The organism is Acinetobacter sp. ANC_7588 (assembly GCF_056783995.1).
Genome location: NZ_JBWYIU010000017.1, coordinates 34604 through 47688, shown reverse-complemented (window position 1 = coordinate 47688; position 13085 = coordinate 34604). Strand labels below are relative to the sequence as shown.

At 37.7% G+C, this 13085-nt stretch carries 13 protein-coding genes; 7 read left to right on the top strand and 6 right to left on the bottom strand.

The window, feature by feature from the left end:
• Positions 1-151: 151 nt before the first annotated feature.
• The 4 genes from AC1M9J_RS14020 to AC1M9J_RS14005 all read right to left on the bottom strand — a co-directional run bounded on the left by AC1M9J_RS14020 (position 152) and on the right by AC1M9J_RS14005 (position 3397).
• On the bottom strand, positions 152-895 hold the full coding sequence (locus AC1M9J_RS14020; protein WP_481952521.1) for an amino acid ABC transporter ATP-binding protein: 744 nt from the start codon (positions 893-895) through the stop codon (positions 152-154).
• Between the two features lie 11 nt (positions 896-906).
• A complete protein-coding gene (locus tag AC1M9J_RS14015) occupies positions 907-1584 on the bottom strand; it encodes an amino acid ABC transporter permease (RefSeq protein ID WP_180028741.1) in 678 nt (225 codons plus the stop codon).
• Between the two features lies 1 nt (position 1585).
• Positions 1586-2428, bottom strand: coding sequence for an amino acid ABC transporter permease (locus tag AC1M9J_RS14010; RefSeq protein ID WP_481592365.1), 843 nt, complete (start codon positions 2426-2428; stop codon positions 1586-1588).
• A 69-nt stretch (positions 2429-2497) separates the two neighbouring features.
• Positions 2498-3397, bottom strand: coding sequence for an amino acid ABC transporter substrate-binding protein (locus AC1M9J_RS14005; protein ID WP_180028739.1), 900 nt, complete (start codon positions 3395-3397; stop codon positions 2498-2500).
• A gap of 456 nt (positions 3398-3853) precedes the next feature.
• On the opposite strand from AC1M9J_RS14005, the gene AC1M9J_RS14000 reads away from it, so the two are divergent.
• The 5 genes from AC1M9J_RS14000 to hisG all read left to right on the top strand — a co-directional run bounded on the left by AC1M9J_RS14000 (position 3854) and on the right by hisG (position 8194).
• A complete protein-coding gene (locus AC1M9J_RS14000) occupies positions 3854-5305 on the top strand; it encodes an RNA polymerase factor sigma-54 (protein ID WP_481596635.1) in 1452 nt (483 codons plus the stop codon).
• A 188-nt stretch (positions 5306-5493) separates the two neighbouring features.
• Positions 5494-5826 (top strand): ribosome hibernation-promoting factor, HPF/YfiA family, encoded by a 333-nt coding sequence (gene hpf / locus AC1M9J_RS13995; protein WP_035268921.1) that lies wholly within the window; start codon positions 5494-5496, stop codon positions 5824-5826.
• A 143-nt stretch (positions 5827-5969) separates the two neighbouring features.
• Positions 5970-6221 carry a BolA family iron metabolism protein IbaG gene (gene ibaG, locus AC1M9J_RS13990; protein WP_481596636.1) on the top strand — a complete coding sequence of 84 codons (252 nt, stop codon included), beginning with the start codon at positions 5970-5972 and terminating at the stop codon, positions 6219-6221.
• A 7-nt stretch (positions 6222-6228) separates the two neighbouring features.
• On the top strand, positions 6229-7488 hold the full coding sequence (murA, locus tag AC1M9J_RS13985) for a UDP-N-acetylglucosamine 1-carboxyvinyltransferase (protein ID WP_180000148.1): 1260 nt from the start codon (positions 6229-6231) through the stop codon (positions 7486-7488).
• A 4-nt stretch (positions 7489-7492) separates the two neighbouring features.
• Positions 7493-8194, top strand: coding sequence for an ATP phosphoribosyltransferase (gene hisG, locus AC1M9J_RS13980; protein ID WP_481952520.1), 702 nt, complete (start codon positions 7493-7495; stop codon positions 8192-8194).
• A gap of 39 nt (positions 8195-8233) precedes the next feature.
• Here the strand turns inward: hisG and AC1M9J_RS13975 are convergent, their stop codons facing one another.
• Positions 8234-8785: a hypothetical protein gene (locus AC1M9J_RS13975; RefSeq protein ID WP_481952519.1), complete on the bottom strand. Its 552-nt coding sequence runs from the start codon at positions 8783-8785 to the stop codon at positions 8234-8236.
• Positions 8786-9057: 272 nt separating this feature from the next.
• On the opposite strand from AC1M9J_RS13975, the gene hisD reads away from it, so the two are divergent.
• Complete coding sequence (gene hisD / locus AC1M9J_RS13970; protein ID WP_481608040.1) at positions 9058-10359, top strand: histidinol dehydrogenase; 1302 nt, start codon at positions 9058-9060, stop codon at positions 10357-10359.
• 150 nt (positions 10360-10509) lie between these two features.
• On the top strand, positions 10510-11601 hold the full coding sequence (gene hisC, locus AC1M9J_RS13965) for a histidinol-phosphate transaminase (RefSeq protein WP_035268929.1): 1092 nt from the start codon (positions 10510-10512) through the stop codon (positions 11599-11601).
• A 48-nt stretch (positions 11602-11649) separates the two neighbouring features.
• Here the strand turns inward: hisC and pabB are convergent, their stop codons facing one another.
• On the bottom strand, positions 11650-12996 hold the full coding sequence (gene pabB, locus AC1M9J_RS13960) for an aminodeoxychorismate synthase component I (protein ID WP_481952518.1): 1347 nt from the start codon (positions 12994-12996) through the stop codon (positions 11650-11652).
• Positions 12997-13085 lie beyond the last annotated feature (89 nt).

Sequence of the window (13085 nt, the reverse complement as noted above, 5' to 3'; positions counted from 1 at the left end):
TAGTGTGGGGTTACCCATGTGAGAGTAAGTCATCGCCAGCTCATTATTCTAAACACCCCCTTCAATAGAAGGGGGTGTTTTTTTATATATAAAAATCGAATTTAAAATAATTTAAGTAGTTATCGCGAAATTTTCGGATTTAATCTAATATTTAATGTACTGCTGAAATTTTCTCTAAAAAATACTTTGTTCTTTCATGTCGCTCTTGTGGCTTATTAAAGAAGTCATCAGTCGGGCAATCTTCTAGAATTTTGCCTTGATCCATAAATATCACTCGATCTGAAACTTTTTTTGCAAATCCCATTTCATGCGTAACACACATCATCGTCATGCCTTCTTTTGCAAGTTGGCTCATGACTTCAAGCACTTCACCGACCATTTCAGGATCTAATGCGGAAGTGGGTTCATCAAAAAGCATACAGACTGGGTCCATACAAAGACCACGTGCAATCGCGACACGTTGTTGTTGACCACCTGATAATTGTCCTGGAAATTTATCTTTGTGTGCTGTCAAACCCACTCGATCCAAATATTGTAAGGCCTTTATTTTAGCTTCTTCAGTTGAGCGATTAAGTACTTTGATTTGTCCTATTGTTAGGTTCTCTAACACAGTCATATGAGGAAATAGTTCAAAATGTTGAAATACCATACCTACTCTAGATCTGAATTTTGCTAGATTCGTTTTAGAGTCTTTTAAAGCGGTACCATCAACGATAATATTTCCTTGTTGAAAAGGTTCTAAAGCATTCACTGTCTTAATAAGTGTAGATTTACCTGAGCCAGATGGACCGCATATAACGACAACTTCACCTTTGTTGATAGTGGTTGAGCATTCGCTAAGTACCTGAAAATCTCCATACCATTTGGATACATCTTGAATTTCAATCATTGGCATTTTGATTCTCCTTATCGAATAATGGCTATTTTTTGATGTAAGCGTTTAACTAGTCGTGAAAGTGCAAATGAAATGACAAAATAGACGACAGCAACAACTAGATAAAAAACGGCTTTGGTTTCCGAACCATAGGTATTAGCTAAAGTATTTGCATTGCCTAGGAAATCTGGTGCACTGATGACATAAACCAAAGAAACATCTTGAAAAAGAACAATGGATTGCGTCAATATCACGGGTAACATATTTCTAAAAGCTTGGGGTAAAACTACGTATGACATTGTCTGGCGATAATTAAAACCCAAGGCGTAACCTGCATTCACTTGTCCTTTAGAAACTGATTGAATGCCAGAACGGACAATTTCTGAAAAAAAAGCAGCCTCAAAAATGGCGAAGGTTACTACACTTGAAAATAAAGGTCCCCAATAGGTGTGATATTGGAAATCGAAAAACTTAGGAAGTAAAAAGTAAAAGATAAAAATAACTTGAATGAGGGGAACACCTCGAAAAAAGTCGACATAAAATTTTGCAAATCCACTGGCAATTTTATTATTCGATAGACGCATCATCGCGATTGGTGTACCAAGAAGAATCCCACCAATAATCGAAAGAATGGTTACTGTAACTGTAAATTTAAAACCAGCGATCAAACTTGCAACGACATCGGGATGAGTTAGAACACTAAAGTCCATTTTATTTACCTCCCGAACCTAGACCTGGTACAGCCATTCGTTTCTCAATCCATGCCATCAAGTATTTAATTGAATAAGTGATGATGAGGTAAACAGGTGTTGAAAGAATTAAAATGACCACGTCTTGAGAGGTTTCTTCTCGCATTGTTTTGGTATATGCAAAAAAATTCAAAACACTTAAGGCAAAAAGCACGGCTGAATTTTTAAATACATTCATTGCTTCTGATGTTAGTGTTGGCCAAACGATTCGATAAGCCACTGGCAGAATGACATAACGATAACTTTGGTTTAAATTTAAACCGATCGCATAAGCTGCATTTTTTTGACCTTGTGAAACGGTATTAATACCTGCTCGAACCTGCTCAGCAATCCTTGCAGCGGTATATAGGCCCAGCGCAAATACACCAATAATTGCTGGATTATTATTTAAAATATTTTGCCACCATCCGCCAGAAACCATTTCACCACTTCCAGTACTCATACTCAATGGTAGAAGTTGAGGGAAAACGAATGCCCAGAAAAATAATTGAACAATTAAGGGTATATTTCTGAATAACTCTACATAACAAGTCCCAATGAATGACAGTAATTTATTGGGTAATGTACGCATAATGCCAATAAGTGAACCAAGTATAAATGCGATGAAAAAGGCAATGACAGCAGTCCAGATCATGGTCCAAATACCTGATCCAAGTATCTGTAACCAAGTCGGTGCATCAGCAACAGCTGAATAACTTGAACCTCCAATCGCACTACAGATAGATTCAGCCCAATCTTTTTTATCAACGCCATATTCGTTGGATGCCAAGCAAAATGACGTCCAATTTAAAGAACCAACAGCCATTGAAATTCCCTGCAATGGTTACGAGAAAAAAGGGCTTAAGTGTTTCTATTTAAGCCCTCATAATTTTTGTTATTTAATCCCTGCATCATTCGGAGATGCTTTTAATTTTTTAAATGAGCTACTCATAGGCATGTTTAGATTGATATTGCGTGGTGGAATAGGTGATAAGAACCATTTTTTATAAAGGGTATCCATTTGACCATTTTTCCACATTCCAGTTACCACACGATCTGCAATCGCTTTAAACTTGGCATCGCCTTTAGGCAGCATAATTCCGTAAGGTTCTGACGAAAGGACTGGACCTACAATTTTAAAATCTTGAGGTTTTGATGATTTGGCAATGAGCCCTGCAAGAATATTGTCATCCATAACAAATGCAGCTGCACGTCCCGAAGCGACCATTGCAAAAGAATCAGCATGATCTTTACCATAGACATTGGTAACCTTTATTTTTTCTCCTCTTGCACCCATTTTGATATATTTATCCGAGGTTGTTCCTTGCGTTGTGGCAACGGCTTTACCATTTAAATCCCCTAAATCTTTGAAAGGCGCTGAAGCTTTGACTGCCATACGTACTTCAGTGGCAAAGTAATTTGTAGAGAAGTTGACTTGCTGTTGTCGCTGGACAGAGTTGGTTGTCGTCCCGCATTCCATATCAATGTTTCCAGCGAGCATTTCAGGAATTCGCGTGGAAGAAGTAACCGCTTTATATTCAACTTTTAAGTTGGGGAGTTTTAAGTCTTTTTTTAATTCGTTAGCTACGTTATTACAGATATCGATGGCATATCCCATAGGTTTACCACCCACGATATATGAGATTGGATCAGAAGATTCACGATACCCGATGATCACTTTTCCATTTTTTTTGATTTTCGCAATGGTGTCAGTGGCATTGGCTTGACTCATTGTTCCGCCAGCGATGATGAAGCCTAATGCGCTGAGAAGGACTTTACCAGATAGACTTTTCATCAAGAAATCTCCATGTCTTTTATATATCGTTCTTATAATTTTGACAGTTCTCAAATTTGGTTGAAATCTATTCAAAATAAACTATTAATTATTTTTATACTTTCTATGAGAATAAGTAAAGAATAAAAAATACTCGAAATTCAAATGAATTTAGATTTTTTGATCAACGCGAAATAAATCATGAGCTTATAAAACCTTGATCATGAGTAAGTGGTTTATTTTTAATCAACCATAACTGCAGACAACGCTAAAAAATTATTTTTTTAATTTAAACTTGAGTGCTCATATTTTTTGAATATTAATTAAAAAAAAGTGATTGAATTATAATGTATTTTATCCTTATTTTTTTATTAACAATTAAGACTAATTGATTAACCTAACACTTGAAACTTATGTTATAAGAATTGTAGGCATGATTATTGCTTGAATAATAACGATGTTAGGGGGTAATGATTTATGAAATTAGCGTTAGGACTAAAAGTATCCAATTCTTTGTCTTTGACACCCCAGCTCCAACAAGCGATCCGACTTTTACAATTATCCAGCTTAGAGTTGGAGCAAGAAGTTCAATTGCAGTTGGATAGTAACCCCTTACTTGAAAAGGTGGATGATGATTCTCCAATGCAAAGTTTGGAGGACTTGAATCAGGAAAATTCTGCTAGTGATCTTACTCGAGAATTAAATGCAGATCATTTGCCAAATGATTTACCTGTAGATACGGAATGGGATGATGTATATACCCATCAATCATCATCAATGGAATTACCAGAATATGAAGAACGTGAGGATAATCGTTCAATTCAAAATACACTGAAAGATCATATTTTAGAGCAAGTTAATCTCCTAAATTTCTCCCAAACTGATCTTTTGATTGCCTATTGCATCGTAGATGGTTTGGATGAAAAAGGCTTTTTAGATGAGAGCGTTGAAGAAATTCACCACGCAGTGCTGACTTTACTCGCACAGATGGATATTCAAGAAGATGTTGAGATTGATGAAATTTTAGTGGTGTTGAAACATATACAAAGACTAGAGCCGATTGGCGTTGGTTCACGCAATCTTGTGGAATGCTTATATGTTCAGCTTCAAGTATTGCCTAATACCTTACCTTGCCGTAATGACGCGTTATTGTTATTGCAGCATTATGAATTATTGATTGCCAATGACCTAAATAAATTACTGAAGCAAACAGGTTTTAAACTTGAACAGTTAAAAGCAGCAATACAACTTTTAAAATCATTACAACCCTATCCAGGTCTAATGTTTGAGAATAAAGAATCTGATTACCAGGTACCTGATGTGGTGGTGGCAAAGAAAAATGACAGTTGGCATGTGCACTTAAATCCGGATATTTTGCCAAAATTACGCATCAATCCTTATTATGCAAATATGATTCGTCGAGCTGATCAAAGTGCAGATAATCAATATTTACGCAATCAAATGCTTGATGCTAAAAATTTTATTAAAAGTGTAGATGAGCGCCATAAAACGCTTTTAAAAGTAGCGACATGTATTGTTCAGCATCAACGAGATTTTTTAGAGTTGGGTGCTGAAGGAATGAAACCTTTGGTGTTGAGAGATGTGGCGGAGGAGGTTGAGTTACATGAATCAACAGTATCTCGTGTAACCACCAATAAATATTTGCTTACTCCGAGAGGGTTGTTTGAACTTAAATATTTTTTCTCAAGCCATGTTGGAACAACGTCAGGTGGTGAAGCATCTTCAACTGCGATCCGAGCAAAAATTAAAAAGTTGATTGCTGAAGAGAACCCAAGAAAACCATTATCTGATAACAGTTTAGCTAAGTTGTTAAATGAGGATGGTATCGATGTTGCACGTCGTACAGTCGCAAAATATCGCGAATCGTTACATATTCCTGCATCATCCGATCGAAAAGTCTTGATCTGAAATTTGAAGTGTGATTATTCTAGAGGTTCATTATGACGAAATAATGAATCTCTTTTTTTTAGTTACACGAGGTTTAGCCAGCATGATTTCATGACTTAAATTTGCAGAATAATTCTATGTTGAATGTTCTGTCATGCAATCACATGGCTTAACTCAATCAAATCCTTTAGAAGGAGAGGGATAGGATTATGCAAATAACAATTCGTGGACATCATTTAAGTATTACTCCTGCAATAGAAGAGAATATTCGTTGTAAATTCGCCGAAATGACCAAGCACCTTGATCAGGTCAATAGTATGCAGGTGAAACTCACAAAGGATCACCAAGTCGATAAGCGTTCGAAAAAAGGAAGTTCGAATCATATCGCTGAAGCAATCGTGCGTTTACCCGGCGTCGAACTTTTTGCTCAAGCATCTGGCGATGATATGTATGCATCAATTAAAAAATTAACTGAGAAAATAAAAAGACAGTTAATGCGATATCGTAAAATGCAAATGGCTTTTCAGCCGCTGCCTATATGACGGTCTGTAGCTGAAAATAAAAAAAGAGGTATATTGCCTCTTTTTTTTTATAGATAAATTGTATAGCAGATGAATTCATTGAATGAGTTATAGTAAAATAATCCGTTTTTACACAATCGATCGTCCCATGAGAGGTCTTTGCAATGAATAGTGAACAGCTCACTGAAATCTTAAAAGCTGCTTTCCCTTCTGCTGATGTTGCTGTAAGTGGACAAGGTGGGAAATTTGACCTCCGTATTGTAGATGATCTGTTTGAAGGTAAAAGAACAGTTGCTCGTCAACAAGCAGTTTATGCTCCTCTTAACGAATATATTAAAAGTGGTGAAGTTCACGCTGTAACCATACGCGCAATGACAAAAGAAGAATGGCGCAAAGCTAGTCTTTTCGGAGCTTAAGGAATAAATGGATAAATTTCTAATCACTGGTGGTAAAAGACTAGAAGGCGAAGTTCGCATCTCTGGTGCAAAAAATGCTGCATTGCCACTTTTAGCAGCAATGATTCTTGCTGAAACACCAATTACGCTCAGAAATGTACCCAAGCTTAAAGATGTTCATACGCTTGTAAAATTAATTGCAGGTCTTGGGATTACCATGAAGTATGAAGGTGACACTGTTGTCGCTGATACTTCAACCCTTGATAATCAATTTGCACCATATGAACTCGTAAAGACTATGCGAGCGTCTATTTTGGTGCTTGGCCCATTGCTGGCGCGCTACGGTAGTGCAAAAGTATCTTTACCTGGTGGTTGTGCTATTGGCTCACGTCCTGTTGACCAGCATTTAAAAGCATTAGAAGCTTTAGGTGCGGAAATTGAAGTGGAAGCAGGCTATGTCAATGCAAAAGTTGATGGTCGCTTAAAAGGCGGTGAAGTTGTTTTCGATATGGTCACTGTAGGTGGGACAGAAAACATCCTCATGGCTGCTGTTTTAGCAGAAGGTGTTACTACCATCCGTAATGCGGCTCGTGAACCTGAAATCACTGATCTTGCACAAATGCTCATTAAGATGGGTGCGAAGATTGAAGGTTTAGATACGGATACATTAATCGTCACTGGTGTAGAAAGTTTGCATGGTTGTGAGTATTCAGTTGTTGCTGACCGTATTGAAACAGGATCTTATTTAGCGGCTGCTGCTATTACGGGTGGACGAGTTAAAACGACACATACAGATCCATTGCTGATGGAATCAGTGTTGGATAAATTTGAAGAAATGGGTGCAGAAGTTACGCGCGGTGATGATTGGATCGAACTCGATATGATGGGTAAGCGTCCTAAGGCTGTTAGTTTCCGTACATTGCCTCATCCAGATTTTCCAACAGATATGCAAGCACAATTGATGGCGGTCAATGCAATCGGTCGTGGGTTTGCAACAATTTCAGAAACGATTTTTGAAAACCGTTTTATGCATGTACCTGAATTGTCACGTATGGGCGCTAATATTCAGGTTGAAGGTAATGATGCAGTTGTAACAGGAGTTGAAAAACTTTCAGCTGCACCTGTTATGGCAACAGATTTGCGTGCTTCATTTTCTTTAGTTTTGGCTGCTTTAGCTGCTGAAGGAGAGACTTTAATTGACCGTATTTATCACATTGATCGCGGTTATGAAGATGTTGAAGCAAAATTACAAGGTTTAGGTGCCCAAATTAAGCGAGTGAGCGAGTAAGTTAATGAGCGATATGAGAAACGATGATCCTAATTTTGACGTAATGGGCAATTTTGATCATGGTTTAACCTTAGCATTAAGTAAAGGTCGGATTTTAAAAGAGACATTGCCATTGCTAGAAACAGCAGGGATTAATCTTTTAGAAGACCCAGATAAATCGCGTAAATTAATTTTTCCTACGACGCATAAACATGTTCGAATTTTAATTTTACGTGCATCTGATGTACCAACTTATGTAGAAAATGGTGCGGCTGATATTGGTGTTGCAGGTAAAGATGTACTGATGGAACATGGTGCACAAAATGTCTATGAACCATTAGATCTTAAAATTGCAAACTGTAAGTTAATGACAGCGGGCAAAGTGGGTATGGAGCGTCCGAAAGGTCGTTTGAAGATCGCGACCAAGTACGTGAATTTGACGCGTCAATACTATGCGAGCTTAGGTGAGCAAGTTGATGTGATTAAACTTTACGGTTCGATGGAGCTTGCACCATTGGTTGGTTTGGGTGATTACATCGTTGACGTCGTGGACACAGGTAATACACTTCGCGCGAATGGCTTAGAGCCTCTTGAAGAAATTTGCAAAGTTTCTTCACGACTGATTGTGAACAAAGCGAGCTTTAAGCGTAAGCAAGCTTTGCTTAACCCAATTCTTGCACAACTTGAAAAAGCAGTGGATGAACGAGAAAACGCAAAGCAAGCTTAACGTTGTCTGAGTAAAAGAACCGTCCGAAAGGGCGGTTTTTTATGGTTTAATGAATTTTATTAGTTCTTTAGTTATTTCTGAATATGAATTATCAAAGGTTAATTTAAATTCAGACAAGGGGGCGATTAATTGTTTAACTAGATTTCCGTTAGAACATTTTATTAGGACACCAACTTTTTCTAAAGCAGTATGCTTATTTTTCATCTCGATTGCTGTGCTAAATAACAATGAGTTATTTTCAAAATTTTTTAAAAAATTGTCAGATAACTTATTAGTATTTGAAATTTTTTGAAGGGTTTTGAATTTTGCAGAAATAAAGTATTGTTTTTCGAGTAGATTAAATATTTTGCTTTCATTTAGCTGTTTTTGAACATTTTCTAAGTTAGAAATTGAAAGGTCATAATACTTTATATCTAAAAAGGTTTTAATCTCATTTATGGATTCTAGGATTTCGATAGAATATTGTTTTTCTAAATCATATTGTTTTTCATTCTTCCAACTTTGAAAACCAATAATTGCAACTATTGGCGTCAGTACATAAGCGGTTACAGTTACTATATCCACGATTCCAGTTTTAGTAACGGCACACATCAAAGACTGTCCCTGACAATAGTAAAAGTATTGAAAGAATCCACAAATAGCTAAAACAACGACATAAACACCTAAATAGTAACCGACTATTTTTCTATTTCTTTCATCTAAAATTCCCCCGAATAAAATCAAATCATGATAAGAACAGAGCTCAATAGAAAATTCAATTTAATCAAAAGTTATTTTCAATCATTTCTATTTGGGTTGCTTGAATGAAGATGCCCACAAATCAACAGAAAACAGGTAAACTAAAGCTTCCCTTTAATTTCATTGTGGATAAATTGATGCGACGTTTATCGACTCAAGATCAAAATTTTAAGCAAGACTTTGCTGACTTGCTCGCTTTTGAAACCGTGAGTGACCCAGAACTTTTAAAAACAGTAGACCAAATCATTGCCGATGTTCGTCAACATGGTGATGCTCATGTTCTCAAACTCACACAACAGTTCGATCGACATCCAGCGCATCAATTTTCAGATTTAGAACTGACACAAGACCAACTTAAAGCTGCATTTGATCATTTAACGACTGAAGTTCGAGAAGCTTTAGAGTTAGCTGCAAATCGTGTCCGTGAATTCCATCAGGCACAAAAACAAGATGGTTGGACCTATGTTGATGCTTTGGGTAACACCTTAGGCCAAAAAGTGACGCCGCTTGACCGTGTTGGAATTTATGTGCCAGGTGGTTTAGCTTCATACCCATCATCAGTACTCATGAATGCAGTTCCTGCACACGTCGCAGGAGTGCCTGAAATTATTATGGTTGTGCCTGCACCAAATGGTGATTTAAATCCATTGGTGTTGGCAGCTGCGTATTTGGCAGGTGTCACTCGAGTGTTTACGATTGGTGGTGCGCAAGCGGTTGCAGCATTGGCCTATGGTACTGAAACTATTCCAGCAGTAGACAAGATCACTGGACCGGGCAATCGTTTTGTTGCAGCAGCAAAACGCGCCGTATTTGGTCAGGTAGGTATTGATATGATTGCAGGTCCTTCAGAAATTTTAGTGTATGCTGAAGGGGACAATAATGCAGAATGGCTTGCAATGGATCTTCTGTCTCAAGCAGAGCATGATACTGTTGCTCAAGCTGTATTTATTACGCCAGACGAGCAACTGCTTCATGATGTCGCGATTGCAATTGAAGAGCACTTAAAAGCACTTCCTAAAGCAGAAATCGCACGAACTTCTATTGCTAATCGTGGTGCGCTTGTTTTAGTTAAAGACCGTGCCGAAGGTGTGGAATTGATCAACCAAGTTGCCCCTGAACACTTGATGCTATGTTTAGATGAAGCACAAGAAATGGCTGAAGGTATTCGCCATGCAGGTGCTATCTTCATGGGGCGTTATACGCCTGAAGCAATTGGTGATTACTGTGCAGGTCCGAATCATGTATTGCCAACCTCGGGTACGGCACGTTTTTCATCACCACTCGGGGTGTATGATTTCCAAAAGCGTTCAAGCCTAATCATGTGTTCGGAAGATGGCGTGAAAACTTTAGCGAAAACAGCAGATATTCTTGCACAGCAAGAAAACTTAGATGCTCACGCTCGTTCAGCGCGATATCGTTATCAGTAATTTAAACCATAAATTTGGTATGAATATTCCTCTCTAAATCTGTTTTTAAGCATTGCTGGAAATCGAAATGCAAGTGAGGTTAGGTGAAGGTAATTAAAAAATCTCTCCCTAACCTCCTTAGTCAGTGAGGGGAATTTAGAGAATTTAAAAATGAATATTACAGTAGAACAAATGCGTTTTTGGAGTCCCGAAGTACGTGAACTAGAGCCTTATGTGCCTGGTGAACAACCCAAGATCCAAAATCTTTTAAAATTGAATACCAACGAGAACCCGTATCCACCATCTCCAAAAGTTGTAGAAGCGGTACAACAAGTTTTAGCAAATGGCGCGGATGTTTTACGTTTGTATCCTGACCCTGACGCATCGGAATTAAAGCAAGCAATTGCGAAACAGCAACATGTTCCAGTGGGACACGTGTTTGTTGGTAATGGTTCTGATGAGGTTTTAGCTCATATTTTTAAGGCATTTTTTGTTCAAGATTTGCCAATTCTTTATCCAGATATTACCTACAGTTTCTATCCTGTTTATAGCCAATTTTTTGGTGTGAAAACTCAAATTTTGCCTTTAAACGAAAAATTTGAAATTGTTGTGGATGACTATAAGCAACCAAATGGTGGCATCATTATCACCAATCCAAATGCCCCTACCAGTATTGCACTTGGTTTGTCCGCAATTGAGGAAGTACTTCAATCGAACCCAAATTCAGTGGTTGTGATTGATGAAGCATATGTAGACTTTGGTGCTGAATCTGCAGTGGCTCTCGTAGAAAAATATGACAACTTGGTGGTCTGTCAAACAACTTCGAAATCACGTTCGCTTGCGGGATTACGGGTCGGGTTTGCGATTGCACAGCCGCATTTAATTGCAGCGTTAGAAGCGGTAAAAAATAGCTTCAATTCATATCCAATGGACCGTTTTGCGATTGCCGCTGCAGTGGCGTCTTTCGAGGATCAAGCCTATTTCGAAGCGCAAAATGCCAAAGTGATTGCTAGTCGTATAAAGTTAGTTGAGCAACTGAAATCCTTAGGGTTTGATGTGTTGCCTTCTGCCGCAAATTTTATATTTGCAACACTGCCTAGCAAAGATGCAGGTCAGCTTGCAAATGAATTGCGAGAGCGTGGCATTATCGTAAGATATTTTAATAAACCACGTATTAATCAGTATTTGCGTATCACCATTGGTACAGATGAGCAAAATCAACGTTTAGTAGACACCTTGAAGAATGACATTTTAAAAGTGTGAGTGCTGCAAATTTTTGTTGTTGAAAAAGCGACCAGATAGGTCGCTTTTTTATGATTCGTACCATTGATTCATCAGTTTTAGCATGGCTTCAACCTTATCAAAACATTCTTGATATTCTGCATCGCAATCTGAACTGATTGTGACACCACCACCAGCCCAAATAGACACATCTTGCTGATATTTTTGAATTGTTCGGATCAAAATATTCCAAGAACCAGTACCATCAAAATTGAAATAACCAATAGAGCCACAGTATGCACCGCGTGGGGACTCTTCAAGTTCTTCAATAATTTCCATCGCTCGAATTTTGGGTGCCCCCGTTATTGAACCGCCGGGGAGCGCTGCGTGTAAAACATCTAATTGATGAACATCGGATTTTAACGTCGCTTCAATTTCACTGACCATGTGGTGGACTTGATTAAAGCTTTCAATGTTAAATAATTTTGGTGTCTTGACAGTGCCAGTTTCTGCATAAATGCTTAAATCATTTCTGAGAAGGTCAACAATCATTAGATTTTCGGCTTTATCTTTCTCAGAGTTGATGAGTGTTTGTTTTGATTCTTGGTCTTTTTGAGGATCTTTAAAGCGTGGCATGGTGCCTTTGATCGGTTTAGTGATCATTTTTTTATTGGGTCTAAACTCGATAAATAACTCAGGTGAACAGCTCAAAAGTTCAAGGTTATCAATTTTAAGATAAGCAGCATAAGGAGCATTTGTGAGTGCCCAAAAAGGTTTAGCTATACTCAGTAGCTCACCTTCAGCTTGTGCTACAAATTCTTGAGTTAGGTTAATTTGGTAACAATCCCCAGCAACAATGTAATCTTGTACTCGTTGAAATGCAGTTCGATATTGTTGTTTAGTCCAACGTGCTTGCATGGGTGAACTGAGTTGAAATGATGATGGACTAGATTGCTGAAAACAGTCTAATAATCGTGTATAAAGGCACTCGGCATTATGTTCAGTGCTATAGAAAACCCAATCATTATTTTCATAAATCAAATAGCTTTCATACAAGCCAAAAAACAATTGTGGTTGTTTTTTTACCTTGGTGTTAATTTGAAAATTTGCTGCAAAATTATAATCATAGTAACCAATGTAACCGCCTCTGAAATAATGGCTTGCAGAATCTGGAAGTGAATTTTCGCTACATTGAACAAAATCTTTGAGTGAAGAAAATTGGCTTTCATACTGATAATTAAAATCAGAGCAACGCACAAATTGACTGAATCCGCAGTTTATATAAACGCAATATTTTTTTGGCAAAAATCCGATAATCGGTAAATCCTGATTTTCAAGATATACCAATCCTGTCAATGAACCAATTTTTTGCAAAAAATCAGCTTTACTTAGTCCTGAAATTTTTAAGTTTTGTTTAAAAAATGAAGCACTTACCATTTGTGACTTGTTACACTCTTTTCAGAAAATTTGCATCACCCATTTAATACTAGTTCACACTTATGCCATTTATCGGGAATAGGTCGAAT

What these genes read in the sequence shown, in the direction of transcription:
- AC1M9J_RS14000 (WP_481596635.1), top strand. Translation starts at nt 3,854, where the DNA reads ATGAAATTAGCGTTAGGACTAAAAGTATCCAATTCTTTGTCTTTGACA.
- AC1M9J_RS13975 (WP_481952519.1), bottom strand. Translation starts at nt 8,785, where the DNA reads ATGTGTGCCGTTACTAAAACTGGAATCGTGGATATAGTAACTGTAACC.
- AC1M9J_RS14010 (WP_481592365.1), bottom strand. Translation starts at nt 2,428, where the DNA reads ATGGCTGTTGGTTCTTTAAATTGGACGTCATTTTGCTTGGCATCCAAC.
- AC1M9J_RS14015 (WP_180028741.1), bottom strand. Translation starts at nt 1,584, where the DNA reads ATGGACTTTAGTGTTCTAACTCATCCCGATGTCGTTGCAAGTTTGATC.
- hisG (WP_481952520.1), top strand. Translation starts at nt 7,493, where the DNA reads ATGAGCGATATGAGAAACGATGATCCTAATTTTGACGTAATGGGCAAT.
- AC1M9J_RS14005 (WP_180028739.1), bottom strand. Translation starts at nt 3,397, where the DNA reads ATGAAAAGTCTATCTGGTAAAGTCCTTCTCAGCGCATTAGGCTTCATC.
- ibaG (WP_481596636.1), top strand. Translation starts at nt 5,970, where the DNA reads ATGAATAGTGAACAGCTCACTGAAATCTTAAAAGCTGCTTTCCCTTCT.
- hisC (WP_035268929.1), top strand. Translation starts at nt 10,510, where the DNA reads ATGAATATTACAGTAGAACAAATGCGTTTTTGGAGTCCCGAAGTACGT.
- hpf (WP_035268921.1), top strand. Translation starts at nt 5,494, where the DNA reads ATGCAAATAACAATTCGTGGACATCATTTAAGTATTACTCCTGCAATA.
- murA (WP_180000148.1), top strand. Translation starts at nt 6,229, where the DNA reads ATGGATAAATTTCTAATCACTGGTGGTAAAAGACTAGAAGGCGAAGTT.
- AC1M9J_RS14020 (WP_481952521.1), bottom strand. Translation starts at nt 895, where the DNA reads ATGCCAATGATTGAAATTCAAGATGTATCCAAATGGTATGGAGATTTT.
- pabB (WP_481952518.1), bottom strand. Translation starts at nt 12,996, where the DNA reads ATGGTAAGTGCTTCATTTTTTAAACAAAACTTAAAAATTTCAGGACTA.